General features: G+C 35.0%; 23 protein-coding genes, 1 tRNA gene and 2 pseudogenes. 13 read left to right on the top strand and 13 right to left on the bottom strand.

Annotated features, from left to right (window positions below; genetic code table 11):
- Positions 1-208: 208 nt before the first annotated feature.
- A tRNA-Phe gene (locus DYQ05_RS08330) sits at positions 209-281 on the bottom strand.
- 362 nt (positions 282-643) lie between these two features.
- Here DYQ05_RS08330 and glmS point away from each other — a divergent pair.
- Both glmS and DYQ05_RS08320 read left to right on the top strand, forming a co-directional pair.
- Positions 644-2,482 carry a glutamine--fructose-6-phosphate transaminase (isomerizing) gene (gene glmS, locus DYQ05_RS08325; protein ID WP_206183247.1) on the top strand — a complete coding sequence of 613 codons (1,839 nt, stop codon included), beginning with the start codon at positions 644-646 and terminating at the stop codon, positions 2,480-2,482.
- A 78-nt stretch (positions 2,483-2,560) separates the two neighbouring features.
- The gene (locus DYQ05_RS08320) at positions 2,561-3,334 is read left to right on the top strand and encodes an SIMPL domain-containing protein (protein WP_020965544.1); all 774 of its coding nucleotides are present in this window, start codon (positions 2,561-2,563) and stop codon (positions 3,332-3,334) included.
- Between the two features lie 70 nt (positions 3,335-3,404).
- On the opposite strand, the gene arsS is transcribed toward DYQ05_RS08320, so the two are convergent.
- The 9 genes and pseudogenes from arsS to DYQ05_RS08275 all read right to left on the bottom strand — a co-directional run bounded on the left by arsS (position 3,405) and on the right by DYQ05_RS08275 (position 11,348).
- On the bottom strand, positions 3,405-4,382 hold the full coding sequence (gene arsS / locus DYQ05_RS08315; RefSeq protein WP_194077514.1) for an arsenosugar biosynthesis radical SAM (seleno)protein ArsS: 978 nt from the start codon (positions 4,380-4,382) through the stop codon (positions 3,405-3,407).
- 24 nt (positions 4,383-4,406) lie between these two features.
- Positions 4,407-4,748 (bottom strand): arsenosugar biosynthesis-associated peroxidase-like protein, encoded by a 342-nt coding sequence (locus DYQ05_RS08310; RefSeq protein WP_020965542.1) that lies wholly within the window; start codon positions 4,746-4,748, stop codon positions 4,407-4,409.
- A 41-nt stretch (positions 4,749-4,789) separates the two neighbouring features.
- Positions 4,790-6,229, bottom strand: coding sequence for a sulfurtransferase (locus tag DYQ05_RS08305; RefSeq protein WP_206183246.1), 1,440 nt, complete (start codon positions 6,227-6,229; stop codon positions 4,790-4,792).
- Positions 6,226-6,762 (bottom strand): hypothetical protein, encoded by a 537-nt coding sequence (locus DYQ05_RS08300; protein WP_024466493.1) that lies wholly within the window; start codon positions 6,760-6,762, stop codon positions 6,226-6,228. Before DYQ05_RS08300 ends, DYQ05_RS08305 begins: the two co-directional genes overlap by 4 nt.
- 33 nt (positions 6,763-6,795) lie before the next feature.
- Positions 6,796-7,170: pseudogene (locus DYQ05_RS08295) on the bottom strand (formylglycine-generating enzyme family protein); the annotation flags it as partial.
- Positions 7,171-7,225: 55 nt separating this feature from the next.
- Positions 7,226-7,834: an SUMF1/EgtB/PvdO family nonheme iron enzyme gene (locus tag DYQ05_RS08290; RefSeq protein ID WP_206183245.1), complete on the bottom strand. Its 609-nt coding sequence runs from the start codon at positions 7,832-7,834 to the stop codon at positions 7,226-7,228.
- 131 nt (positions 7,835-7,965) lie between these two features.
- Positions 7,966-8,907, bottom strand: a complete 942-nt coding sequence (locus tag DYQ05_RS08285) for a hypothetical protein (RefSeq protein WP_206183244.1) — start codon at positions 8,905-8,907, stop codon at positions 7,966-7,968.
- Between the two features lie 56 nt (positions 8,908-8,963).
- Positions 8,964-10,340, bottom strand: coding sequence for a sodium:solute symporter family transporter (locus DYQ05_RS08280; RefSeq protein ID WP_206183243.1), 1,377 nt, complete (start codon positions 10,338-10,340; stop codon positions 8,964-8,966).
- Positions 10,341-10,472: 132 nt separating this feature from the next.
- A complete protein-coding gene (locus DYQ05_RS08275; RefSeq protein WP_051296852.1) occupies positions 10,473-11,348 on the bottom strand; it encodes a mechanosensitive ion channel family protein in 876 nt (291 codons plus the stop codon).
- A 152-nt stretch (positions 11,349-11,500) separates the two neighbouring features.
- Here DYQ05_RS08275 and DYQ05_RS08270 point away from each other — a divergent pair, with 152 nt between their 5' ends.
- From DYQ05_RS08270 to serS, 11 genes and pseudogenes are all read left to right on the top strand, one after another.
- Positions 11,501-12,451 carry a radical SAM protein gene (locus DYQ05_RS08270; RefSeq protein WP_024466488.1) on the top strand — a complete coding sequence of 317 codons (951 nt, stop codon included), beginning with the start codon at positions 11,501-11,503 and terminating at the stop codon, positions 12,449-12,451.
- 186 nt (positions 12,452-12,637) lie between these two features.
- Positions 12,638-13,336 carry a rhodanese-like domain-containing protein gene (locus tag DYQ05_RS08265; RefSeq protein ID WP_024465495.1) on the top strand — a complete coding sequence of 233 codons (699 nt, stop codon included), beginning with the start codon at positions 12,638-12,640 and terminating at the stop codon, positions 13,334-13,336.
- Between the two features lie 41 nt (positions 13,337-13,377).
- The gene (locus DYQ05_RS08260; RefSeq protein ID WP_206183242.1) at positions 13,378-14,865 is read left to right on the top strand and encodes a TIGR04282 family arsenosugar biosynthesis glycosyltransferase; all 1,488 of its coding nucleotides are present in this window, start codon (positions 13,378-13,380) and stop codon (positions 14,863-14,865) included.
- Entirely contained in the window at positions 14,858-15,562 is a 705-nt protein-coding gene (locus tag DYQ05_RS08255) for a TVP38/TMEM64 family protein (protein WP_206183241.1), read from the top strand. The genes DYQ05_RS08260 and DYQ05_RS08255 overlap by 8 nt, the downstream gene beginning before the upstream one ends.
- The gene (locus DYQ05_RS08250) at positions 15,540-16,223 is read left to right on the top strand and encodes a TVP38/TMEM64 family protein (protein ID WP_206183240.1); all 684 of its coding nucleotides are present in this window, start codon (positions 15,540-15,542) and stop codon (positions 16,221-16,223) included. The genes DYQ05_RS08255 and DYQ05_RS08250 overlap by 23 nt, the downstream gene beginning before the upstream one ends.
- Entirely contained in the window at positions 16,195-16,497 is a 303-nt protein-coding gene (locus DYQ05_RS08245) for a glycosyltransferase (protein WP_206183239.1), read from the top strand. The genes DYQ05_RS08250 and DYQ05_RS08245 overlap by 29 nt, the downstream gene beginning before the upstream one ends.
- Positions 16,424-16,867, top strand: coding sequence for a hypothetical protein (locus tag DYQ05_RS08240; RefSeq protein WP_206183238.1), 444 nt, complete (start codon positions 16,424-16,426; stop codon positions 16,865-16,867). The genes DYQ05_RS08245 and DYQ05_RS08240 overlap by 74 nt, the downstream gene beginning before the upstream one ends.
- Entirely contained in the window at positions 16,868-17,806 is a 939-nt protein-coding gene (locus tag DYQ05_RS08235) for a heterodisulfide reductase-related iron-sulfur binding cluster (RefSeq protein ID WP_206183237.1), read from the top strand.
- Positions 17,807-17,871: 65 nt separating this feature from the next.
- The gene (locus DYQ05_RS08230; protein ID WP_206183236.1) at positions 17,872-18,159 is read left to right on the top strand and encodes a C-GCAxxG-C-C family protein; all 288 of its coding nucleotides are present in this window, start codon (positions 17,872-17,874) and stop codon (positions 18,157-18,159) included.
- The gene (locus tag DYQ05_RS08225) at positions 18,146-18,298 is read left to right on the top strand and encodes a hypothetical protein (protein WP_206183235.1); all 153 of its coding nucleotides are present in this window, start codon (positions 18,146-18,148) and stop codon (positions 18,296-18,298) included. The genes DYQ05_RS08230 and DYQ05_RS08225 overlap by 14 nt, the downstream gene beginning before the upstream one ends.
- Positions 18,299-18,341: 43 nt before the next feature.
- A pseudogene (gene serS, locus DYQ05_RS08220) lies at positions 18,342-19,640 on the top strand (serine--tRNA ligase).
- Positions 19,641-19,806: 166 nt separating this feature from the next.
- Here the strand turns inward: serS and DYQ05_RS08215 are convergent.
- The 3 genes from DYQ05_RS08215 to DYQ05_RS08205 all read right to left on the bottom strand — a co-directional run bounded on the left by DYQ05_RS08215 (position 19,807) and on the right by DYQ05_RS08205 (position 22,102).
- A complete protein-coding gene (locus DYQ05_RS08215) occupies positions 19,807-21,132 on the bottom strand; it encodes a thymidine phosphorylase (RefSeq protein WP_206183234.1) in 1,326 nt (441 codons plus the stop codon).
- An 84-nt stretch (positions 21,133-21,216) separates the two neighbouring features.
- A complete protein-coding gene (amrB, locus tag DYQ05_RS08210) occupies positions 21,217-21,816 on the bottom strand; it encodes an AmmeMemoRadiSam system protein B (RefSeq protein WP_206184123.1) in 600 nt (199 codons plus the stop codon).
- Entirely contained in the window at positions 21,779-22,102 is a 324-nt protein-coding gene (locus DYQ05_RS08205; RefSeq protein WP_206183233.1) for a hypothetical protein, read from the bottom strand. The genes amrB and DYQ05_RS08205 overlap by 38 nt, the downstream gene beginning before the upstream one ends.
- Positions 22,103-22,148: the final 46 nt, after the last annotated feature.

The raw sequence follows: 22,148 nt of genomic DNA, 5'->3' as shown, positions 1-22,148 counted from the left end.
AAAGGTATTATAAATTTTAGATTATACCCTGTCAATTAAGTTAAATCAACTTTAAAACATTAACAATAATTTACACACAAATTATCTGAAAAAATTTAAATCGACTGCAACCGTCTTAAATGTAAGAATTATTTTATTATAAGGAATAAGCTCTTATATTTATCAATAAGAATTTCGTAAGTTTATATTGAGATACAATTTATAAAAATGCCGTCGGACAGAATCGAACTGTCGACACAAGGATTTTCAGTCCTTTGCTCTACCGACTGAGCTACAACGGCAACAATGAAGCTATTATAATGTTTTTTTTTAATTGTGTCAATAGTTTTTCACTCTTTATTTTAAGTTTTATTATTTTAATCATAAATCAATTAAAAAAAACTTAAAATATCCGACCGCTAAAATAATAATTCAAACGTTTTTCTTTTAAAACCAAACAAATGATTATTAAATATACCGCTTGTCATTTATGATTATTTTTATTATAATTAAGACAGTTTCAAAATTATTTATATATTAAAATTGCCTACATACTTGGCAGGAAACTTAAGAATCTATGAAGAGTTCTTCTTATTTTTAACGGTTTGATAATTATTATTTAATTTGTTTTGAAATTCTAATTTACTCTATTAGGAGGGTAATTATGTGCGGAATTGTAGGCGGTATACGCAAAACCGATAATATAACCGAATTTTTAACTCAAGGGTTGGAACGTTTGGAATACAGGGGATACGACTCTTCCGGGATAGCCGTAATTGATAATGAAAATATCTTAAAACGTATAAGACGCATAGGACGGGTTTCAAATATGAAATCCGCAGCGGAAGCCGAAAAGATAACCGGACGCACGGGCATAGGACACACACGATGGGCAACCCACGGAGGTGTAACGGAAAAAAACGCTCACCCTCACATTGCCGGTAATTTAATTGCTGTAGTACATAACGGAATAATCGAAAATTACGAAGAAGAAAAAAAGCGCTTAAAAAATTTAGGCTGTATTTTTGAATCGGAAACCGATACGGAAGTTATTGCCCAATCAATATACATTGAATACAAAAAAAATTCGAATCTTTTTGAAGCGGTAAAAACGGCATGTTCCGGTTTTAGAGGCAGCTATGCCATAGGTGTAATAGCCTCCGGTAAACCGGGAGAACTTATTGCGGTAAGAATGGGCTGCCCTCTTTTAATAGGAATAGGAAACGAAGAGGCCTTTATCGCTTCCGATGCATCGGCTCTTGCAGGGCTTACACAAAATATAATCTTTTTGGAAGACGGAGATGCGGCACTTTTAAAAGACGGAAAACTGATTACGATAACAGGCAAAGACGGTAATACCGTAGAGCGGAAAATTTATATTTCCGGTGTTAAAGCCGATTCTTTTGAATTAAACGGATTTAATCATTTTATGCAAAAAGAAATTTATGAGCAGCCTGCCGCGGCAAAAAACACAACGGATGAGATTTTACAAAAAAAATTCAGTGCCGATGTTTTCGGCGAAACTGCGGCTTCCGTATTTAAAACAATTACGGGAATAAAAATACTTGCATGCGGAACTTCTTTTCATGCAGGTCTTATTGCAAAATATTGGTTTGAAGAAATTGCAAAAATTCATTGCAGTACGGAAACCTCAGGTGAATACCGCTATAGGGAATCGGTTACAAAAGAAGATACTCTTATTATAACCGTTTCTCAATCGGGTGAAACTCTCGATACAATGGAAGCCTTAAAACATGCAAGAAATCAAGGAGCAAAATACAGCCTTTCAGTTTGTAATGTACATGAAAGCAGTTTAGCGCGGGAAAGCGACCTTGTTTTTTACACAAAAGCGGGAACGGAAGTAGGCGTTGCTTCCACTAAGGCCTTTACGGCACAGCTTGCCGCTCTTTTTTCTTTAGCGGTAAGCATAGGTCTAACCCGCGGCGTTATAGAAAGTTCAAATTTAAAAATATTTGAAGATGAATTAAAAAACCTTCCTTCGTCTTTGGCACTCGCTCTTAATTTGGAAGTCCAAATTAAACCTATTGCAAAAATGCTTTCAAAATTTAAAAATGTTTTATACTTGGGACGAGGTGTAGAATACCCGCTTGCCTTGGAAGCGGCCTTAAAGTTAAAAGAGATAAGTTACATTCATGCGGAAGGATATCCCGCAGGAGAATTAAAACACGGACCGCTTGCACTTGTAGATGAAAACATACCTATATGCGTAATAGCGCCATCGGATAAACTTTTTGAAAAAGTAAAATCGAATATGCAGGAAGCGGTAGCCAGAAAAGGAAGGCTGATAGTCTTTACGGATACAAAAGCTCGGTTGGAAACGGCAGAAAATTTCACGGTTATTAAAATTGACAATAAATGTTCGTTTTTATCTCCCGCCGTATTTGCAGTTCCTATTCAACTTTTGGCATACCACACTGCATTGGAATGCGGTACGGATGTGGATAAACCAAGAAACTTGGCTAAATCCGTTACGGTTGAATAAAACAAGTTTTATGTAACGATTTAATATTTTGCTGTAATTTATTTATTGCACAATTTTTAAATATAGGAGTTTTAAGTTATGAAAAATTCGATTCGGAAATCAGGCAGTTTATTTTTAAGCACGGCAATCTCCGTCTTTTTTTTGCTTACGGTTTCATGTACGGGAAATGTTCCCCGCTCTATAAGTATAGAGCAGGCGGAACGCAAGGTATCCGTTTTAGGCAGTTCTACGGTTTATGCAATGCCGAATCAAGCCTTAATTTCTTTTTCGATAGTATCCAAAAACAAAGAGCTGTCTTCGGCAAAGGCAAAAAACGATGAGACAGTAAAAAAAGTAAACGGCTTATTTGAAAAATATAAGGTAGAGCAAAAAGATATTACCATTGAGCATATTACGATTCATCCGCGCTATTCATATAACGAAAGCGGTATACAAAATTTTTTATATTATGAAATTGTTCAAAATATTTCGGTTGTTATAACAAATATCGATAATTATGAACCTTTTTTAACGGATATATTAAATGCAAATGTAGAGCGGATTAACAATATTTCTTTTACCGTCAAAGATATTAGAAAATATAAAGACGAAGCCAGAATCGCTGCGGTAAAAGCTGCCGAAGAAAAGGCGGCCTTATTGTGTTCCGCATTTACGGGAAAAAACAAAGGTTTAAAAATCGGAAAAGTTATAAGCATTTCCGAAATTCCTCAAAGATTTTCAGGAGCTTACGGTTATGCTTCGCAAAATTCCGCCGTTCTGATGAATAAGGAAGAAAATTTACAAGGATTTTCTCCTGTCGGACAAGTTCAAATTACCGCAGAAGTGGAAGCGGTGTTTCAACTGAAAGAATAATTTTAAATATATTTCAAACATCGTATTTTTGTGCAATTTAAAATAAACCGATTTTTATAAATAACGGGTTTCAAGCTGTCGTTCCTCCGCAGCTTGAGCCCGCTCCCGCCGTGCAGGCATAACAATGCTTTCCGGTTTTTATATTCCTCATCCGTAATTCTCCGTCAGCCAAATCGAAAATTGTAACTTGTCCTTCAGCTTTAATATCGGCAGCCTGATTAAAATCGCAATCGTAAATATATCCGTCCCACGAAACTGAAATTTGATTGCGGCACATCATGTTTTTTACCGTGTTTAAATTAAAACTATTGTATAATGTTTTAAGATAAGTATCCAAATTATCCGTAGCTTTTAAAAAATCACCGAACCTTCCTATCGGATTATTTGTTATCGTATATAAATTATTAAAAACTATTTTGTAATTGGAATACAGTCTATCTTTGTATAAGGTTTCCATAGATTTTTGTGCGGGCGGTAAAGATGCTCCGAGAGGATTATATACGATATCCAAAATAAGCTCGGGGTTACTTCCGTATCCGAGTTCATTTAAAAATTGTATTACCCGTACGGATTTTTCAAAGGTTCCGCTTCCGCGCTGCAAGTCGGTATTTTTACCCGAATAAAAAGGAAGAGAGCAGACAATGTTTACCTTATGTGTTTTATAAAATTCAGGTAAATGTTTATATTTTTCAGTAAGCAAAATTACAAGGTTTGTTCTAATAATCAATTTATCCGCAATTTTTGAAGCTTCTCCGATAAACCATTCAAAATGAGGATTCATTTCGGGAGCGCCTCCTGTTATATCGATTACCGAAAATTTATGCTTTTTAAAAGTTTGAAGACAGGCATTAAAAACCTCTTTAGACATTACTTCTTTACGGTCGGGACCGGCGTTAAGATGACAATGCTTGCACGTAAGATTGCACAGCCTTCCGACATTTATTTGCATAACCTGAAGGTTTTTATATGTAGTAAGCCATTCAGATTCGGTAACGGAGTCTTTAAAACGGGGCACGGATTTTACCGACTCTAATTCTTCAATATTCAATTTTTTCTCCAAAAAAAATAAAAACTATCTTCCGGTAATTTTATTGCTTATTTTTTTACTTTGCACCCCGTAAGCCAATGTCGCTCCGCCGTTAATTGCAGCTGCAACATGAATAGCTTCCATAATTTGGTCCTGGTCGCAGCCCTGATTTAAACATGTATTGGTATACGCGTCAATACAATAAGGGCATTTAACGGAATGAGCTACAGCCAGTGCAATCAAAGCTTTTTCACGGGCCGTAAGAGCTCCGTCCTTAAAAACAGCTCCGTAATAGCCCATAAATTTTTCCCATAATTCACCCGCATCTTCTCCGAGTATACCTGAACCGAATTTAGCCAAATCTTCTTTACTGAAATAAGAATCCATAAGTGTTTACCTCCGATAGATTTTTTAGTATGTTAAGTTATTTATTCACAGTTAAAAAATTCTTGCGGCTCTTTCTCCGGAGCGTCTTCAGGGAGCCCTTTTTCCATAACAGGACTATTATCTCTTTTACTCCATTCATACCAGCCGCCTACATAGACTCCCACATCTTTCCACCCCAATGCTTTAGCAATATAATAAGTTTCGGAAGCTCTCCAACCGGTACCGCAATGAAATGAGACGGTTTTTTCCGGAGTTATACCCCACAATTTCCACCTTTTTTCTACGATTTTGTAATTAAACATTGTGTTATCCAAATTTCTGAAATCTTCCATTGCATACGGATTGGAGCCTGCATATGCAAAACGTGCATTTTTAATATCACCCGCTTTATCTATATATGTATATCCGCTTTTTTTACCCAAATATTCTTCAAAACTTCTAACCGATGCTATAACCGCATTTTTATCATCAATAAGACGTCTCTCTTTTTCGTAATCAATTATGATATCTGGATTTTGAGGAATTGCTGTGCCGAAATTTATTTTTTCCATTTTTACCGATTCGGTAGAAAGCGGCCGCTTTTCCAAATTCCACAAGGTTTTACCGCCGTTTAAAAACTTAATATTTTTTACTCCTGCATAATCCATAACAAGAGCTGTTCGGTTCGCTCCTGTAGTTCCCTTGGCTGTTGCATAAAATATTACCATAGTATCTTTGTCTATACCTGTATTTTCCAATACATTTTTAATCTGCTCATCAGGCGGCAATGCCCAAAATGTCAATTGTTTTTTAAGCGGAATATTTTCATATTCCTGTATCATACGAGGACCTGCAATATGGTTAATATCGTCAGTAAACAAATTTACCGCCCCTCTTATATGTCCTTTTTTATATTCGTTTTGCTCTCCCGGCACAGAAACTTCAATAATAACATACTTTTCTCCGTTATATGCCTCAACTGGTTTCCCGTCAATTAAATCTTGAAGCCATTGAGGAGAAACATATCTTTGATAACCTTTAAGTCGTTCCAAGTCCGTATTATGTGTATAATATTCATTTAATCCGCCTTGAAGTATATATAAATCGGAAAATCCTTGTGCAGCAAATTTACGGTATACAGATTCATCCAAATCTTCATCTCCGTAAATTATCGTTTTCTTTTCTTTTTCTATTCCCCTTCTTTTAAGTTCAATATCTATTTTAGTTTTATCCGTTTCATACTCAAACCAACTTTCAGGAAAATCTATTGCATTTTTTATATGACCGCTTATACCTTTATTATTTTTCCAGCCTAAATACAAATCCGAAGTTCTTGTATCAATGATTTGTACGGTTTTATCAAGTTCCGGAGAAGAAATATATTTAACTTCCGCAATTTTATTTTCTTTGTACAAAATATTTTTTTCCTGCTCACGTGTACATGATAATATAAAACACATTGCCGATAAAAAACCGATACGAATAATAATATTTTTTTTCATTTTAATCTCCTACAGCTTATATTGAATATATAAAAAAATACTGCGGTACATAACCCCGAAAATATATATATTCTAAATTGACGTATTATCTTTCCAAAAGACATTATTGCCGCAAAATCAATCGTTTCGGTATTCGATATGCTGCCGTATATCTTTATCGAAAATACGTTTGAACATACAGCCATGATAACGCTTGCAACAAGAATTCCGATATAGTCAATTTTTTTCTTCTTTGTGCATAAAGATATAATAAGTACATTTATAAATCCGAGCGTTAAACTATAATTACAGAATGAAGATATCAAACCGAATTTCATCATTAAATATTGTATAAACAGTAAATATAAAACAGCCGGTAAAAAGCCGAAATATACAGTAAAAATAAAAATACCTATTATGTTTAAATATATGTAATCAGGAACATTAAAAAAAATAAGAGAAAGTGCGGTAAACAAAACAAATGATGCCGATGTAAAAAATATTATACAAATATAAACGGTTTTTATTTCATTTTTACAGATACATACTTTCATTTATTCCGCTCCAAGCCCCAATCTTTTTGCCTATTATTTTGTCCTTACAAGTCGAAAACCTAAAGTCGGCTTTTTTTTATCCGGGTTTAAAGACTGAGGATTAGTTTCTTGACTTAAAGCATTAGGTCTGCAATATACCGTACAATGTTCCTTTACATAATTACTGCTGCCTCCGCGAAAGGCTCTATATGTTACGGTTTTATCCCCTATAGGATTTATTACCGTTTCCGCCTTAGGTACTCCCAATCTATTGAAACACCATTCATATACATTTCCGCTCATATCGAAAATACCTAAGGTATTCGCCTGTTTTTTACCGCTCTCATGTGTCTTATATTCGGAATTTTCTTTGTACCATGCAACATCGTCGGGGCTATCGCTTCCTGCATATTTAAAATCCCAATCCGGTTTATTTTGCCAACCTCCCCGTGCGGCAAATTCCCATTCGGCTTCGGTAGGAAGTCTATATCCTTTTTTTTTCTAAATTACATTCCGCTTTATCAGCCCAAAAGGCTCCAATTGCAGAAGCAGCCCCATCATACTTTTCAGCACTTTTCAATATTTTTCCTTGATATGTATATACGCAAAAATTCTGCCCTAAAACTTTTTCGGTATAAGCGTTACACCACACAATTGCATCTCTCCAGTTTATATTAGTTACGGGAACATTTACACCGGTAGTAGGAACAGCTCCTATAGTACCTTGCATACCTTCCCTTCCCTCATTGGCAAATTCATACCCGTTGTTCTTTGCCCATTCTTTTACTTCATACCATAATTTATATGAAAGCTCATATTTATCCATTGCATAGTCACTTAACATAACCGTTCTGCCTTGAACAAATACCCCCTGATTTCCTTTGCCGATAATCCCCGATACGGGCGGTGTTATTTCAACAAAATCATCTGAATGTACAACCTTTATTTCAGAAGAGTTTTCTTTCCCGGCCTCTTTATAAGGAACTATTTTATAATTACAGCTTATAAAAATAAAAACGGCTTTAAGCAGTATTACCGAGTAAAAAATTTTCCCATATTGAAATCTTTTTTTGGCTTTGTTTAATTTTATCATAAAACCTTCCTCTATGCATAATTTTTTTATATATTTATTAAAAAACATTATATCATAATATATAAACTATTGTCAATAAATTTATAAATAAATATCTAAATTTTTTAATTATTTATACCCATCGGCAATGTTTAAACAATATCGAACCCTTCAATAATAGCATCTTTAACAGAGAGTTCCGTACCGTTTACTATTCTATTTCTGTAGGATATTGATGCGGGAGAACCTATAGGCCAAATATTATCGAACCATGAAAGAAAGGCTGCCGTATCATACAATATAGGTAAGGCTTCTATATATAAATCGTCTATAACAACTCTGTATACAGCTTCAACATGAGGATTTTCCGAGATTGAAGTTAATAAACCGTATAAACCTTTTTTAAAATTGGGCATTCCTGAAGAACCGTTGTTAATTACACATTTTCCGTTTTTTGCAAAGGCTGCCGGAGAACATGTATGAGTACATGCAAAAATATCGATATTACTTTTTAAAAGTCTTAAACATATTTCTCTTTGTCTTTCACCGTCTTTTAAACTCTCTGCAGAACATTTCCAGCCGGCCAGAGATGTTTCATCTCCATGCGTAATTGCGACTCTTTTGTTTTTTACGGCGGCAACAACGGCTTTTTTTCGTCTTTTTATTGTTTGTATTAAAGACGGGCAAAGGGAAAGTATTTTTTTTAAATCCGAATGTATTAAATTGGAGCGCCGTACGGTATCGTCATCTACACAGGAAGGATAAGCACAGCCGCAACCAGCATTTATATCATTGTTTCTTACAAGTTCGGATTCCACATTACCCAGCAGCGGAAGATGCCGTAAAACTATTTTTTCAATTTTTTTAAAATCGTTTATATTTTTATCAAACCAATGAATATCTCCGTTAAATACTATTATAGGTTTTACTTTTTCTTCGTATGCCATAGATAAAATTTTTTCCAAAGCCTGTAAATTACCGTATAATCCGCCTGCTACATATAAGGAATCGGTTTTAATGTCGGCAGCCGTATCGGAAAAAGTTTGTATATCAATACCGTAATCCATAGGACAGGTTCTTCCGGGAATATTCATAGTATTTTATTATAAAATTCATTAAAAAGTTGAAATCCAAGCAAATTCTTTCAACCTCAATTAACTGCGTTTTTGCAAAATATACCGGGCAATATATATCCTGCCGTACACAAAATAAGACCGTAAAAATTAGCCCCTAAAAGCAAAGCATATTTCCCCGTGCCCATCACTAAAAACTCAGGCAGCATATTAAACGTCAAAGCAAAACCCAAAATAATTCCGCACCAAAAACTTAAGTGAAATCCGAGTTTTGTGGGTTTTACAATTCCATGAAGTAAAAACACGGGAGCCAGACCCATTATCATAGTACCGCTTATAGTGGTTGCTTTTAAAATATCCGTACCCATTATCATAGGAAGATTCCCCAAAACTGCAATTATCACCATAACTGCCATTCCTATTTTTCTGGCGTTAGCGCCTAAATCTTTTCCGTTCATACGCGGAAAATCATATGCGGTTAATTTTGCCAAACTGGAAAACGTGGAGTCAAGAGTAGAACCCGCCGCGGATATCATTACGGCAATCATTACAAAATATGCGGTTATACCTAAAGATTTTCCCAAATCAGCAGGAACATTGCCGGATAAAGGCAAGCCGTTTAAAGAAGAGTGAATGCCTATAAAGCTGAATACTAAAATTGCAATAAATCCTAAAGCACCTGCGATAATAAACGATTTAAGCATATCTTTTTCATTAGAAATAAAACCTCTGTCGGTTAGTACCGGGTCATGAAACGGATAGCTGAAAATTTGCAAAACGGAAACTAAAAGCATATCAACGCCTGCATCTAATTTCCAATTACCGGAACTTATAAAAGTGCCTATTGAATGATTTGGAAGAATAATAGCTATTATCCATGCAACGAAGAATACGAAAATAACCGCTTGAATTGCATCGGTTACTATAGAGCTTCTAAGGCCTCCGCGCATTGAGTATACAAGAGTTATAAAAGTAAACAGACTTGCAGCTATAATAAATTCGCCGCTTCCCGTTTTACCGTAATACCCTCCTACTACTGAAGTGTTGCTCCATACCTCATTAAACAAACGTATTAAAATTGCTGCGGAAAAAGCTATGGCAGCTCCTTTACCGTAGTTATCCGTTAAAAAACTTACCAAACCGGAAGCGGCATATTTTTTACGCAATCTGTATATTGCAAAACCCGCCAACGGAATACAAAGCCAATATATCGCATATGCTATACCTCCGACAATGCCGTATGCGGCACCTAAATTTGCCGCATTGGTAACCGATTTTGCAAATATCCAGCTTATAAAAATACTTGCCGTCAACATAAAAGGAGAACTTTCCCGACCTTTTTTATCCTCTCCTCTAAAAAAACCGCCCAAACTTACAGCTTTAGGGGAAAAAACCGTCATTACCAGTCCGTATACGATTAAAAAGCCCCAAAACAAAAGGCCCGCATTAAACATAATCAACCTCTTCAGTTTAAGATAATTAAAACATAAAGAGTATAAATATCGGTATAATAATAGTCAAGTATTTTTATTAAAAAAGATGTAAATTTATTAAAATATATTGACAAATATAAAAATACTCCGTAATTATACCGTCATATTTTCATCAGGCGTACTTTGCCCCTCCCTATCAATATGTATATCCAACTGCGGAAACGGGATTGTAATTCCTGCTTGTTTAAACCGTTCATTTACGGCAAGATAAAGAGCATTTTGCAATTTTCCGAAATTTTCATTTAAAGCCCATGCGTGCAGCGTACAAGTAATTGCGGAATCTTTAAAACCGTTCCACCGCACAAAGGGAGGCGGGTCGGTAAGAGTAAATTCAATTGTTTTTGCAGCACACAGTAAAACCTCTTCAGCTTTTTTTAAATCCGTGCCGTATGCCACCGAAATATCCATTTTTACGCGCCAATAGGGGTATCTTGAGTAATTAATTAAATTCGCTTTTATAACGGTTTCATTCGGAATACGTACCGCCTGATGGTCGAAAGTTTTTAAAGTAACGGACAACAAGTCTATGGCTTCTACGGTACCCATTATATCATTTATCTGAATAATATTTCCTATTTCAAAAGCTTTTTCACCCATAACAAAAAGACCCGAAATAACATTTGCAACGGAAGTTTGAGCTGCAAAACCTATTGCAATACCTGCAATACCGGCAGCACCCAATAAAGCGGTTAAATTAATGCCGAGTCTTTTAAAAACGGTAGAAATTATAACTATAATACCTATATAGTGTATAACTTTTTTTATAAGATGCTGAGTTTGTACCGAGCATTTTTTTGCAGTAAATTTAGAAGCCAATTTATTTATCGTTTTAAAAAAAACAAGTAAAAATACAATCAGCAGAAAAAAAAGCGCATAACTTACAACAGTTGAAAATGTAAAATGGCTAATCAAAAAAGATTTTATTACCGAAATAACTTCGGCATTTGAAGCGTGTGTTATACTGTCCATTTTTTCAGTATAAAATAAAAAGAAAGAATATACAAGAACCGTCCGCTGCATGTAAAATAAAAGAAAGCTTCTAAAAATTTCCGTTTTTAAAAGCTCCCATATAGATATATTTTAAAAAAGGGAGTATAATTTAAATTAAGCAGGAGGAATATATGGAGTATGAAGGTAAAATTTGTACACCCCCTATGGAAAGGGCTTCTTTTAAACTTCCTATAATGACAGGCTGTTCGTATAACAAATGTAAATTCTGTGCCTTATTCCGCAATATAAAATATAGAGAACTTCCGCTTGAAAAAATTGAAGAAGAACTTTTACGTATAAAAAGCATAAAAGGAAATCCCGCTAAAATCTTTCTCGGCGACGGGAACGCTTTCGGCTTAAAAACGGACAGGTTATTAAAAATATTAAATTTAATTCACAAATATTTTCCAGATTGTAACTGTATAAATACCGACGCTACAGTTACAAGTATTTTGCAAAAAACCGATACGGAACTTAAAAAACTTTATTCCGAAGGAATACGATGCTTATACATCGGAATAGAAAGCGGTTTAGATGATGTTTTAAAATTCATGAATAAAGACCACGGTACTGCCGAAGCCGAAGAGGCCGCCGGACGAATAAACAAGGCCGGTTATACCTTCGGCGCCCATATTATGACGGGAATTGCAGGAAGCGGCAGAAGCATAGAAAATGCCGAAGCTACGGCGGCATTTTTAAACAAAACAAAGCCTATCCGCATAATAAATTTTTCTATGTTTCTTCATAACGAAGTCCCTTTATATAAAGATATTAAAAACGGCAATTATAAGGCATCGGATGAACTTTCAAACCTTAAAGAAGAAAAAAGACTTTTAGAAGTTTTATGCAATAAAGAAAATTATTCGGTTTTTTATGACGGATTTCACGATTTTTTGGAATTCAGGGTAAGAGGTTTTCTTCCCGAAAACAAAAATAAAATGATTGAACTCGTGCAAAACAAAATTATAGAGTATGAAAATAAAGAAACGGAATATGCCTTTGTCCGCGGTGAATGTTCAGCCGCTCTTGAAAAAGATAACGGAAGCGGCAAGGTGTGGAACCCCGCCGCCGAGATAGCTTAAAAATAAAAATTACAGTTTCAGTTAAGCATATAAACGGAAATCTTTCCTTAAACGTAATCGAATTGTTGATGTATTTAACTTCATAAATACCGTTTATTAAAAAAAACTATAAATTTATTATAATATATTGACTAAAAATGAAAAATAAGCTACATTATACTTAATATTTTAAGGAGAACCGAATTTATGAACAAGTTCAAATTATGTTTAGCATTGCTGCTCGGCTGTGTCCTCGTTACTTCATGTACCGAAGATAACTCGAAATCTAAAATCAACCAAATGACGGGAGAAGCTCTCGATAAGATTATGAACGACAAAAAAGAAAAAGAAAAATATTTCGTAATCGATGTAAGAGAGCCTGATGAATATGCCGAAGGACATGTAAGATATGCAGTCAATATCAGCGTAAACGAAATTGAAAACCGCATTGCGGAAATTGAGGACTTAAAAGATAAAAATGTAGTTACAATTTGCAGAAGCGGCAAAAGAAGTCAAAAGGCGGCGGAAATTTTGGAAAAACACGGATTTAATAAAATTTATAACGCCCGTGGTGTCAGCGAATACAATTATACGACACTGACAAAGGTTGCAAATATCCGCGGTAAAACATTGCAGGAGCTTGCGGATACCGGACTGTACTCTATCGTAGATGCCCGCGACGAAAAAGATTATACCGCAGGTCATTTACAGGGCGCAATACATGCCTCCGCCGATACTGTAGAATCAAAATTTGCCGAACTTCCTTCGGATAAAGCGGTTATAACATATTGTTATTCAGGTAACCGCTCCTTTGATGTTGCGGAAAAACTTGCAGCCGCCGGTTACACGGCAATTAACAGTTTGGACGGTACAAAAGAATACGGTGAATTTAAACTTATAAAATAACGAAAACAATAAGCCGTTTAATTTTAAACGGCTTTACTTTTATGCAAAACAAGATTATATTTTTTACCAAGGCGCCTGAACCCGGTTTCGGTAAAAGCCGTTTAAAAGGATTTATGTCTCAAGAGCAAATATACGCTTTAACCGTAAAACTGATTAAAGAAAATTTTTATACGGCAATCGATACGGGTATAACTGTAAGCATATATTATTCGGGTAAAAAAGAAAATCTTTTATTTTTAAATACAGGAGCAAAAACCGAATTTAAATTACAGGAAGGAAACGGATTGGGCGATAAGATGTTTAATGCCTTAAAAGCCGAACTTGAACATTCGGAAAAAGTAATTTTAATCGGTTCAGACTTAGTAAATATTACAAAAGAAAATCTGCAAGACGCTTTTAAAGCTTTAGATAAGACGGATATTGTCATAGCACCTTCAAAAGACGGAGGTTACGGCATAATCGGAATGAAAACCGCTTACAATATCTTTAGCGGAATAACATTCAGTACCTCCAACGTATATGCCGACACCTTAAAATCAATTGCTCAAAAAAAATTAACATATACCGAATTGCCGGTTGTAAAAGATTTGGATACAAAAGAAGATTTAATAACCGAAGAACTGAAAACGGACTCGGTAAAACTGATAGGTCAAGGCGAATACAATATAAATTATTTGTTTAATGAAAAATATGTCTTCCGAATTAATATTGCAAGTCAGCTCCACTTGGGAAATAAGCAGATAGAATATGAATTTAATGCTTTAAAAGAGCTTGAAAAAACGGGAGTAACTCCTAAAGCATACAGTTACACATTATGCGGTAAATATCTTCCATACGGCAGCTTAATTATGGAGTACCTGGAAGGAAGACCGCTTAATTACGATACCGATATGGAAACGGCGGCTTTTTTATTGGCTAAAATTCATAATCACGCTTTTACATGTAAAAATCTTATCTGTGTAAAAAACCCGTTTAAAGCAATGTTTAAAGAATGCGGTGAAATGTATTCTTATTATAAAAATTGGGAAAACAGGGAAGAGCGGGCGGTAGAATTTATAGAAAAATTTTTTAATATTGCAAAAAAATTAGGACTTGATGACAATCTTGAAAAAGAATGTATTATTAACACTGAATTAAACAACCGTAATTTTATAATAGGCGACTCAAAAGAAAAAAGCTATATTATTGATTGGGAAAAACCTTTGATAGGAGAGCGCGAACAGGACATTGCTCATTTTTTAGTACCCACCACTACGAACTGGAAAACGGAAAAGATATTATCCGAAGATGAAATAAAAGATTTTTTATCTTTGTATGAGCGATACGGAAAAATTAACAGGAAAAAATTGGATAAATATATGATTTTTAATTGTCTGCGCGGAATTACATGGTGCAGTATGGCCCGCGTGGAATATGAAAATAACAGAACCTTATCAAATAGCGAAACATTCGAAAAAATCAAAAAATTTATCGGTGTTGAATTCTTAAAATATATATATAATAATTTTTACGAGGTATACGATGTTTAAAAAACATATTGCAAAATTTATTTTAATTGTCTCTCTTTTATCTTTTATTGCTGTTTATTTTTTTGTTCCTGCGGTTAACACAAATATAAATAAGGCAATAAAAGTGTTATCAACGGCGGGCGCCCGAATAGACGGAGTTATAGAATACATAAGAAGCTACGGAGCATATGCCGCCGTTATCTCATTTTTCTTGATGATGCTTCAAGCCGTCCTTGCTCCGATACCGGCGTTTTTGATTACGCTTTCAAACGCGGCAATATTCGGCTGGGTAAAAGGAGCGATTCTTTCATGGAGCTCGGCTATGGCTGGAGCGGCGCTTTGTTTTTATCTTGCGCGTATCTTAGGAAGAGATATTACTGAAAAACTTGTAAGTAAAAGTGCATTAAAATCGGTAGACGAATTTTTTAACCGATACGGAAAACAGACAATTCTTGTTGCCCGCCTTTTGCCGTTTGTACCCTTCGACCCTATAAGTTATGCGGCCGGACTTACACCTATGAGTTTTCGGTCTTTTTTTATTGCTACCGGCATAGGACAATTACCTGCAACCGTTGTATATTCTTATGTGGGAGGAACTCTTTCAGGAGGAGCTCAAAAACTTATGGTAGGCTTATTAATCCTGTTTGCATTAAGCATTATTATATATGTAGGGAAAAAACTGTATAACGAAAAACATGAAAAAAAAGCAAATAGTTAAAATCATTTTTATTTTTATAATAATTTTAACTTCATTTTATGTATTAAAATATTTTCCGCCTGCGGAAATAAGAAGCAAAATAGAAAGTTTCGGCATATACTCTCCATTTGTATATGTTATACTCTTTTCCGTTTTGCCGGCTTTTTTGTTTCCCGTACCGCCTCTTGCACTTGCAGCGGGAATTTTATTCGGAGTGCTTCACGGCACAATTTATACACTTATAGGAGCCGTTATCAATTCAACTATTATGTTTTTTTGTGCAAGATATACTGCAAAAGATTTTTTCGAAAACTTTATTTACAAAGTAACAAAAAAAGATTTACAAAAAAAACTGATTAATGAAAATCAAAAAGGTTTAACATATATTTTTTTTATTATGCGTCTTGTACCGCTTGTATCATATAATCTTATAAATTATCTTGCAGGACTTACGGGAATACATTATAGAAATTATATAATTTCCACCATAATAGGTATTATCCCCGGTACAATAATTTTTTTAAATATGGGAGATAAGCTTTTAAACATTAAAAGCATCGGCTTTACCGTTTCGGTAATTCTGTTTTTGCTGCTTACCGCAATTTCAGGAATTTTATTAAAAATACATTTAAAAAAAGATAAAGAAAGAGCAAATGGTAACGATAATAATTCCCGTTTATAATGAAGAAAAAACCGTAGTTGCCGTTCAAAACAATATAAAAAAATTGCAAGGCAATTATGAAGTAATTTTTTCCGACGGTTTCAGCACCGATAACACATATAATTTGATTGAATATAAAAAAATACGGGAAACAAAATTAAGGTCGAACCAAATGAATGCCGCCGTAAAATATGCTCAAGGAGAATATCTATGGTTTATTCATGCGGACAGTATCCTTCATAAAAAACAGTATTTACGCAATAGAAAATTCCGATGCGGAAGCAGGCTGTTTTAAATTAAAATTCGATTCCCAAAATATAATAATGATTATAACGGCATTTCTTTCTACATTACGTGTTAAAATACGTAAAATCATATTCGGAGACCAGGGCTTTTTTATACGAAAAAGCACTTTTATAAAACTCGGAGGATTTCCGTCAGTTCCGATAATGGAAGATTATAAATTATCTTTACATTTAAAAAAAGAAAATATAAATGTAAAAGTTTTAAATTTGCCTATAATCACTTCGGCAAGACGGTTTAAAAAAAACGGAATAATAAAAACGGTTATAAAAATGCAAATATTGCAGCATCAGTTCAGAAAAGGAAAAAATATTTATGATATTTATAACTCGTATGAAAATATACGAACGGGAGAAAAATAAATGATTAAAAAAACAAGACTGGAATGTATAGACTGTAATTTATGCAAAAAAAATTGCCTTTTTCTTCAAAAATATAATATGAATTTAAAAGAATTTACATACAAAACCGATTTACGCTACCGTTGTTTTATGTGCGGTAAATGCAAATCCGTATGCCCTAAAGATTTATCCGGTACTGAAATTGCTTTTGAATTGCGTAAGTCACAACCTGAAAATACACTTAAAACGGAATTTTTAAAAAATGATTATAAGTTTAAAAATCTTCCTAAAAGAAAAACCGATACTCTTTTATTTTTGGGTTGCAATTATCCCGGGTTTTATCCGAAAACTTCCGAAAAGTTAATAGATATTTGTAAAAAAATGGGAATAGATTTTTCAGTAGACTGCTGTAAAAAACCCGTATATGAACAAGGAGGCAATGCAAAATTTTCAAATATAGAAAATATGTTGGAACACAATAATACAAAAACGCTTATTTGTGCCTGTCCCAATTGTTATCATCTTTTAAAACGGAAATTAAATGTAAATGTAATAAGCGTATTTCAATTTTTATATGAAAACGGTATAGGCAAAAAAATAAAAGATACTCCTTCGATTTTTTTCCCCTGTTCGGACAGATATAGCAGGGAAATTTTTCAATTTATCTTACATTATATTGACGGATACAACGAGCCGTATAAAAAAATAAACTGTTGCGGTTTAGGCGGAGGCGCAAAAAAATATGAAGAAGATATAATCGAAGAAACTAAGAAAATGCTTCATAAAGCATGGGAAAAAAATATTTATACTTATTGCTCTTCATGTTCGGGTATTTTTAAAACCTACGGATTAAAAAATATCAAAAATTTTTTATCCGAAATTTTAGAAGTTCATGAAGAGGTTTCTTTAAATTACGCAAAAAATGTGCTTAAATATAAATTTAAAAGGCACACAAAATAAGTAAGGCTTATAAAAATCTAAGTTTTATAAGCTCTTATATAAATTTTTATAAAGAGGATAAGAGTATGGACAAAGAAAAACTTTTTTCGTTTTTAGGTAACGGATGTAATTGCAGTCAGGCGGTTCTTCTTTATTTCGCCGAAAAGTATCGGCTAAATGAAATTCAGGCAAAACGCATCGCGGAGGCCTTTGAAAGCGGTCTTTTTACCGGCAACACTTGCGGTGCCGCTTTGGGCGCTTATATGGTATTAGGGTTGGCATTCGGAAGCGACGCGGAAAATCACCGCAGTATGATGAAATCAAGAGTAAACGAATTCAACAGGGAATTTATAAAAAAAAATGAATTCGCTTAAATGTATCGACTTACTCGGTGTAGATATTTCCGATGATACCGTATTAAAAAAAGCCTTTGAAGACGGCACAATTCAAAGAGTATGCCCCAATGCAATTATGACGGCAGCAGGTATTTTAGAAGATATGATAAAGCCCTAAGTTTCCGCTTGACAAGTATAACAATAAGAAGTAAAATATTTCAATGTTAGATTATAAATTCATTAAAGAAAATTTAGATGCAGTTAAACGGAATATCGCAAACCGCCATATGACGGCGGACGCCGATAAGGCTGTAGAACTTTACGATAAACGTACCCGTTTGGTTACGTCTTTGCAGAATTTGCAAAAGGATAGAAACGAAAATTCTCTGTCGATGAAGCAAAAACTTTCCGCCGAAGAAAGACAGAGGTTAATCGATACCGGAAAAGACATAAAAGAAAAAATTGCTCAAACGGAAGCCGAATTGACTGAAGCCGAAAAAGCTTTGCATGAAGCCGTAAGCAAAATTCCCAATATGGCACACCCTGAAGCTCCGGTAGGAAAAGAAGATACGGATAACCTTGAAGTAAAACGCTCAAAGGCCGCCATGCCCTCTTTTAACTTTGAACCTAAAGACCACGTTCAATTGGGTAGGCGGACCGTTGGTACTTAATTAGACTTTGTAAGCCGGAACCGAAAAGGTTTTACGTAGGCGGTTTAAAATTTACTTATTATTTTAAAAAAATTAGAGACCGTCTTTTTGGAACAAGCTCTTACAATGTACGGGCTTTCCGTTTTGCGTAAACACGGATTTATTCCTTTTATAACGCCTGATGTTGCAAAAGAAGAAATCCTATATGGTATAGGATTTAATCCGAGAGGCGAAGAATCGAATGTTTATACTATTGAAGATGAAGGCACGTGTTTGGTAGCTACTGCGGAAATTACTTTGGGCGGATACCATGCGGACGAAATTATCAAAAAAGAAAAACTTCCGTTAAAATACTGCGGAATTTCTCACTGCTTCAGAAGAGAGGCCGGAGCGGCGGGCCAATTTTCAAAAGGACTATACCGAGTTCATCAGTTTTCCAAATTGGAAATGTTTGTTTATTGTACACCGGAAGAATCCGACAAAATACATGAAGAGCTTCGTCTTATAGAGGAAGAAATATTTGAAAACCTGGGAATTCCGTTCCGTGTCGTAGATACCTGCACGGGAGATTTGGGGGCACCCGCTTACCGCAAGTGGGATTTGGAAGCGTGGATGCCGGGTAGAAACGGCGGCGAATGGGGAGAAGTAACTTCAACCTCCAACTGTACGGACTATCAAGCCAGAAGATTAAATATCCGTTATAAAGACGATGACGGGAAAAATAAATTCCTTCATACCTTAAACGGAACGGCAATTGCAATGTCGCGTGCCATGATTGCAATTTTGGAAAACTACCAACAAGCCGACGGCTCAATCAAAATTCCTGAAGTACTTATACCGTATTGCGGATTTAATGAAATTAAAAGATAAAAACCTTTTAAATGCAATACGGAATTACAACCCTTAAGTAAATTAGGCAATCGATTAAAAACGGCTTTTAACCGAAAGAGAATAAAAAATTTGAAAGCGGTAATTTTTTTTAAGTATTATTTTAAATTCCAACTTAAAAATTATTACCGCTTTTTTTCAGTCAAATTCAGCTTTGTGTAATCACCTTAAAAATAAGGGCTTCCTTTGAAGGAGCGGAAGAAGAATATTTTACGGAATCCTTTAAAATCTTTATTGCACCTGTCAAACACTCGGAATTTTTTCCGTAGACGTTCATAATTACGTCCCCTTTTTTGACCGTATCTCCTTTATGCTTTAAAATTTCCATACCTGCATCGGGACATACCGAATCGGTTGTTTTGTTTCTTCCGACGCCCAAGTTTACGCCGGCAAGCCCGGTTTTAAAGGCATCTATACTTTCAATATAGCCGTCCTGTTCCGCAATAAGGCTTTCAACAAACGGACTTCTGCGTTTTTTTACTTCCTCTAAGAGAGCTTTTGTATTTCCGCCCTGCAATTCCACATTTTGCATAAAAAGTTCGTAAGCTTTGCCGGAAGAAACGGCTTCTTTTGCAAGCCGTAAGCCGTCGTCTTCCGTTTTCGCCTTGCCGCCTAAAATAAGCATTTCCGAAGCGAGTTTTAGTGTAAGAGAAGTCGTATCTTCAGGACCTTTGCCTTGTAAAATATCTATTGTTTCTTCAATTTCCAAAAAATTACCTACGGTATTTCCTAAGGGCTCATTCATATTTGTAATAAATGCGGTAGCCTTTTTTCCCATAGCCTTTGCGGTTCCCGTAAGACTGACTGCAAGGGCTTCCGCCTGTTCAAGGGTTTTCATAAAAGCTCCGCTGCCGCACTTTACATCGAAAACCAGAGCTTCGGAGCCTTCCGCAACTTTTTTCGATAAAATACTTGCCGTAATAAGCGGGACGGATTCAACTGTTGCCGTAACATCGCGCATTGCATACATCAGTCTGTCGGCGGGAACGATTTCTTTAGTTTGCCCCGTCATTGCAAAGCCCGTTTTAGAAATAAAATTTCTAAATTCTTCTATATTAAGATTGGTTCTATAACCCGTAATGGCTTCAAGTTTATCTAAGGTTCCGCCCGTATGCCCCAAGGCTCTTCCGCTCATCATAGGAACCCTTATTCCGTTAGCTGCAACAATGGGAGCAAGCGGAAGAGAAAGTTTATCTCCTACGCCTCCCGTCGAATGTTTATCTACAAAGGGGCCTGTTATGCCTGATAAATCCATAACGGCACCTGAGTGAAGCATTATTTCGGTAAGAGCTGCGGTTTCTTCAAAGGTCATTCCGTTAAAGTAAACCGCCATAAGCCAAGCTGAAATTTGATAATCGGGAATTTCGCCTTTTACATAACCCGATACGATAAACTCTATTTCTTCACGTGTAAGAGGTAAAAGGTCGGCCCCCTTAAACCCCCGTTTTTTCATTATAATATCAACAGCACGCATTTTCCTGCCGCTCCTTTTAAAAAAGTTTTTTCGATATTATCATTATAAGATAGAAAAATCAAGGGCAGTAAAAGGTATATATGTTTATTCTTTTTCCCAAAAAAAAGTAAAAAAATAACTCGTTATATCTTCAGTATTTCCCGTATCGTCCAAATCGTATGAGGTTGCCTTTCTTTGGACGGTACACTGCGTTTTTTCGGTTATAAATGTTGAAAGAACATATATTGAAGGGCGGTTATCGCAAATACAGGAAGTCCAATGTAAAGACGTAATATTTTCAAAGAAGAACCTTGTCTTTGCATCTTTTTTTTCCGTTTTTTTCAAATTACTTTTATGTGAAAAATCCGAAGAAATAAGTAAAAAAGAATCTTTATCTTGTATATTAAAATGCTCCGCAATTACCTTAGCCAGTTTTTTTGTTTTAACCGTATTTACAGGAGGCTCTCCCCAAAGAGCCAATGCTGCGACCTTTGCTTCCGGAAAATATTTTTTTATATATGGAATTAAAACGGAAACTCCGTGTTCGTACTTAAAGACCCTGTGGTCATACGGAACGTCCAAAGCCTTTGATAAACTTTCGGTATGTTCTTTTGACGATTCGACAAAACCGTTTTTTGTTTTCCATTTACCGTCAGTTAAAGCCCAGTCATAAACGGAAAGTTTCCAATGAGAAGGACTTAAAATATAAAAAAATTTTTATATCACGTGCCGAGGCCAGCCGGGAAAACCATTCGTCAATTAATGAATCCGCTAAAAGATGATGACTTACGGTTCCGGCCCATGGAAAAACTCCTTCAGGAAGCTCTTTTTCCGGTTTTACAAAGTTTGTTTTATTCGGTACAATTCCTTCAGCTTCCCATGTAAAAAAAACGGGAATATTTTCTTCACTATTTTTATTCGTATTTTTATTACAGGAAAAACAAAAAAGTATTATTAAAATAAAAGTTAAATATTGAAAAAACGGTTTCATTTAAAACTGCAAAAATAAATTTTTTATATATACGAATTTAAAAATA

This window comes from Treponema pedis (genome assembly GCF_017161325.1).
Classification (GTDB): Bacteria; Spirochaetota; Spirochaetia; order Treponematales; family Treponemataceae; genus Treponema_B; species Treponema_B pedis.
Note: the sequence above shows the minus strand (reverse complement) of the source record. Positions and strands in the feature narration are given on the sequence as shown.

What these genes read in the sequence shown, in the direction of transcription:
- DYQ05_RS08235 (WP_206183237.1), top strand. Translation starts at nt 16,868, where the DNA reads ATGATTAAAAAAACAAGACTGGAATGTATAGACTGTAATTTATGCAAA.
- DYQ05_RS08215 (WP_206183234.1), bottom strand. Translation starts at nt 21,132, where the DNA reads ATGCGTGCTGTTGATATTATAATGAAAAAACGGGGGTTTAAGGGGGCC.
- DYQ05_RS08230 (WP_206183236.1), top strand. Translation starts at nt 17,872, where the DNA reads ATGGACAAAGAAAAACTTTTTTCGTTTTTAGGTAACGGATGTAATTGC.
- DYQ05_RS08240 (WP_206183238.1), top strand. Translation starts at nt 16,424, where the DNA reads ATGCGGACAGTATCCTTCATAAAAAACAGTATTTACGCAATAGAAAAT.
- DYQ05_RS08275 (WP_051296852.1), bottom strand. Translation starts at nt 11,348, where the DNA reads ATGGACAGTATAACACACGCTTCAAATGCCGAAGTTATTTCGGTAATA.
- DYQ05_RS08320 (WP_020965544.1), top strand. Translation starts at nt 2,561, where the DNA reads ATGAAAAATTCGATTCGGAAATCAGGCAGTTTATTTTTAAGCACGGCA.
- DYQ05_RS08285 (WP_206183244.1), bottom strand. Translation starts at nt 8,907, where the DNA reads ATGAATATTCCCGGAAGAACCTGTCCTATGGATTACGGTATTGATATA.
- DYQ05_RS08270 (WP_024466488.1), top strand. Translation starts at nt 11,501, where the DNA reads ATGGAGTATGAAGGTAAAATTTGTACACCCCCTATGGAAAGGGCTTCT.
- DYQ05_RS08250 (WP_206183240.1), top strand. Translation starts at nt 15,540, where the DNA reads ATGAAAAAAAAGCAAATAGTTAAAATCATTTTTATTTTTATAATAATT.
- DYQ05_RS08255 (WP_206183241.1), top strand. Translation starts at nt 14,858, where the DNA reads ATGTTTAAAAAACATATTGCAAAATTTATTTTAATTGTCTCTCTTTTA.
- DYQ05_RS08310 (WP_020965542.1), bottom strand. Translation starts at nt 4,748, where the DNA reads ATGGATTCTTATTTCAGTAAAGAAGATTTGGCTAAATTCGGTTCAGGT.
- DYQ05_RS08280 (WP_206183243.1), bottom strand. Translation starts at nt 10,340, where the DNA reads ATGTTTAATGCGGGCCTTTTGTTTTGGGGCTTTTTAATCGTATACGGA.
- DYQ05_RS08225 (WP_206183235.1), top strand. Translation starts at nt 18,146, where the DNA reads ATGAATTCGCTTAAATGTATCGACTTACTCGGTGTAGATATTTCCGAT.
- DYQ05_RS08305 (WP_206183246.1), bottom strand. Translation starts at nt 6,229, where the DNA reads ATGAAAAAAAATATTATTATTCGTATCGGTTTTTTATCGGCAATGTGT.
- DYQ05_RS08290 (WP_206183245.1), bottom strand. Translation starts at nt 7,834, where the DNA reads ATGATAAAATTAAACAAAGCCAAAAAAAGATTTCAATATGGGAAAATT.
- DYQ05_RS08300 (WP_024466493.1), bottom strand. Translation starts at nt 6,762, where the DNA reads ATGAAAGTATGTATCTGTAAAAATGAAATAAAAACCGTTTATATTTGT.
- glmS (WP_206183247.1), top strand. Translation starts at nt 644, where the DNA reads ATGTGCGGAATTGTAGGCGGTATACGCAAAACCGATAATATAACCGAA.
- DYQ05_RS08265 (WP_024465495.1), top strand. Translation starts at nt 12,638, where the DNA reads ATGAACAAGTTCAAATTATGTTTAGCATTGCTGCTCGGCTGTGTCCTC.
- DYQ05_RS08260 (WP_206183242.1), top strand. Translation starts at nt 13,378, where the DNA reads ATGCAAAACAAGATTATATTTTTTACCAAGGCGCCTGAACCCGGTTTC.
- DYQ05_RS08245 (WP_206183239.1), top strand. Translation starts at nt 16,195, where the DNA reads ATGGTAACGATAATAATTCCCGTTTATAATGAAGAAAAAACCGTAGTT.
- DYQ05_RS08205 (WP_206183233.1), bottom strand. Translation starts at nt 22,102, where the DNA reads ATGAAACCGTTTTTTCAATATTTAACTTTTATTTTAATAATACTTTTT.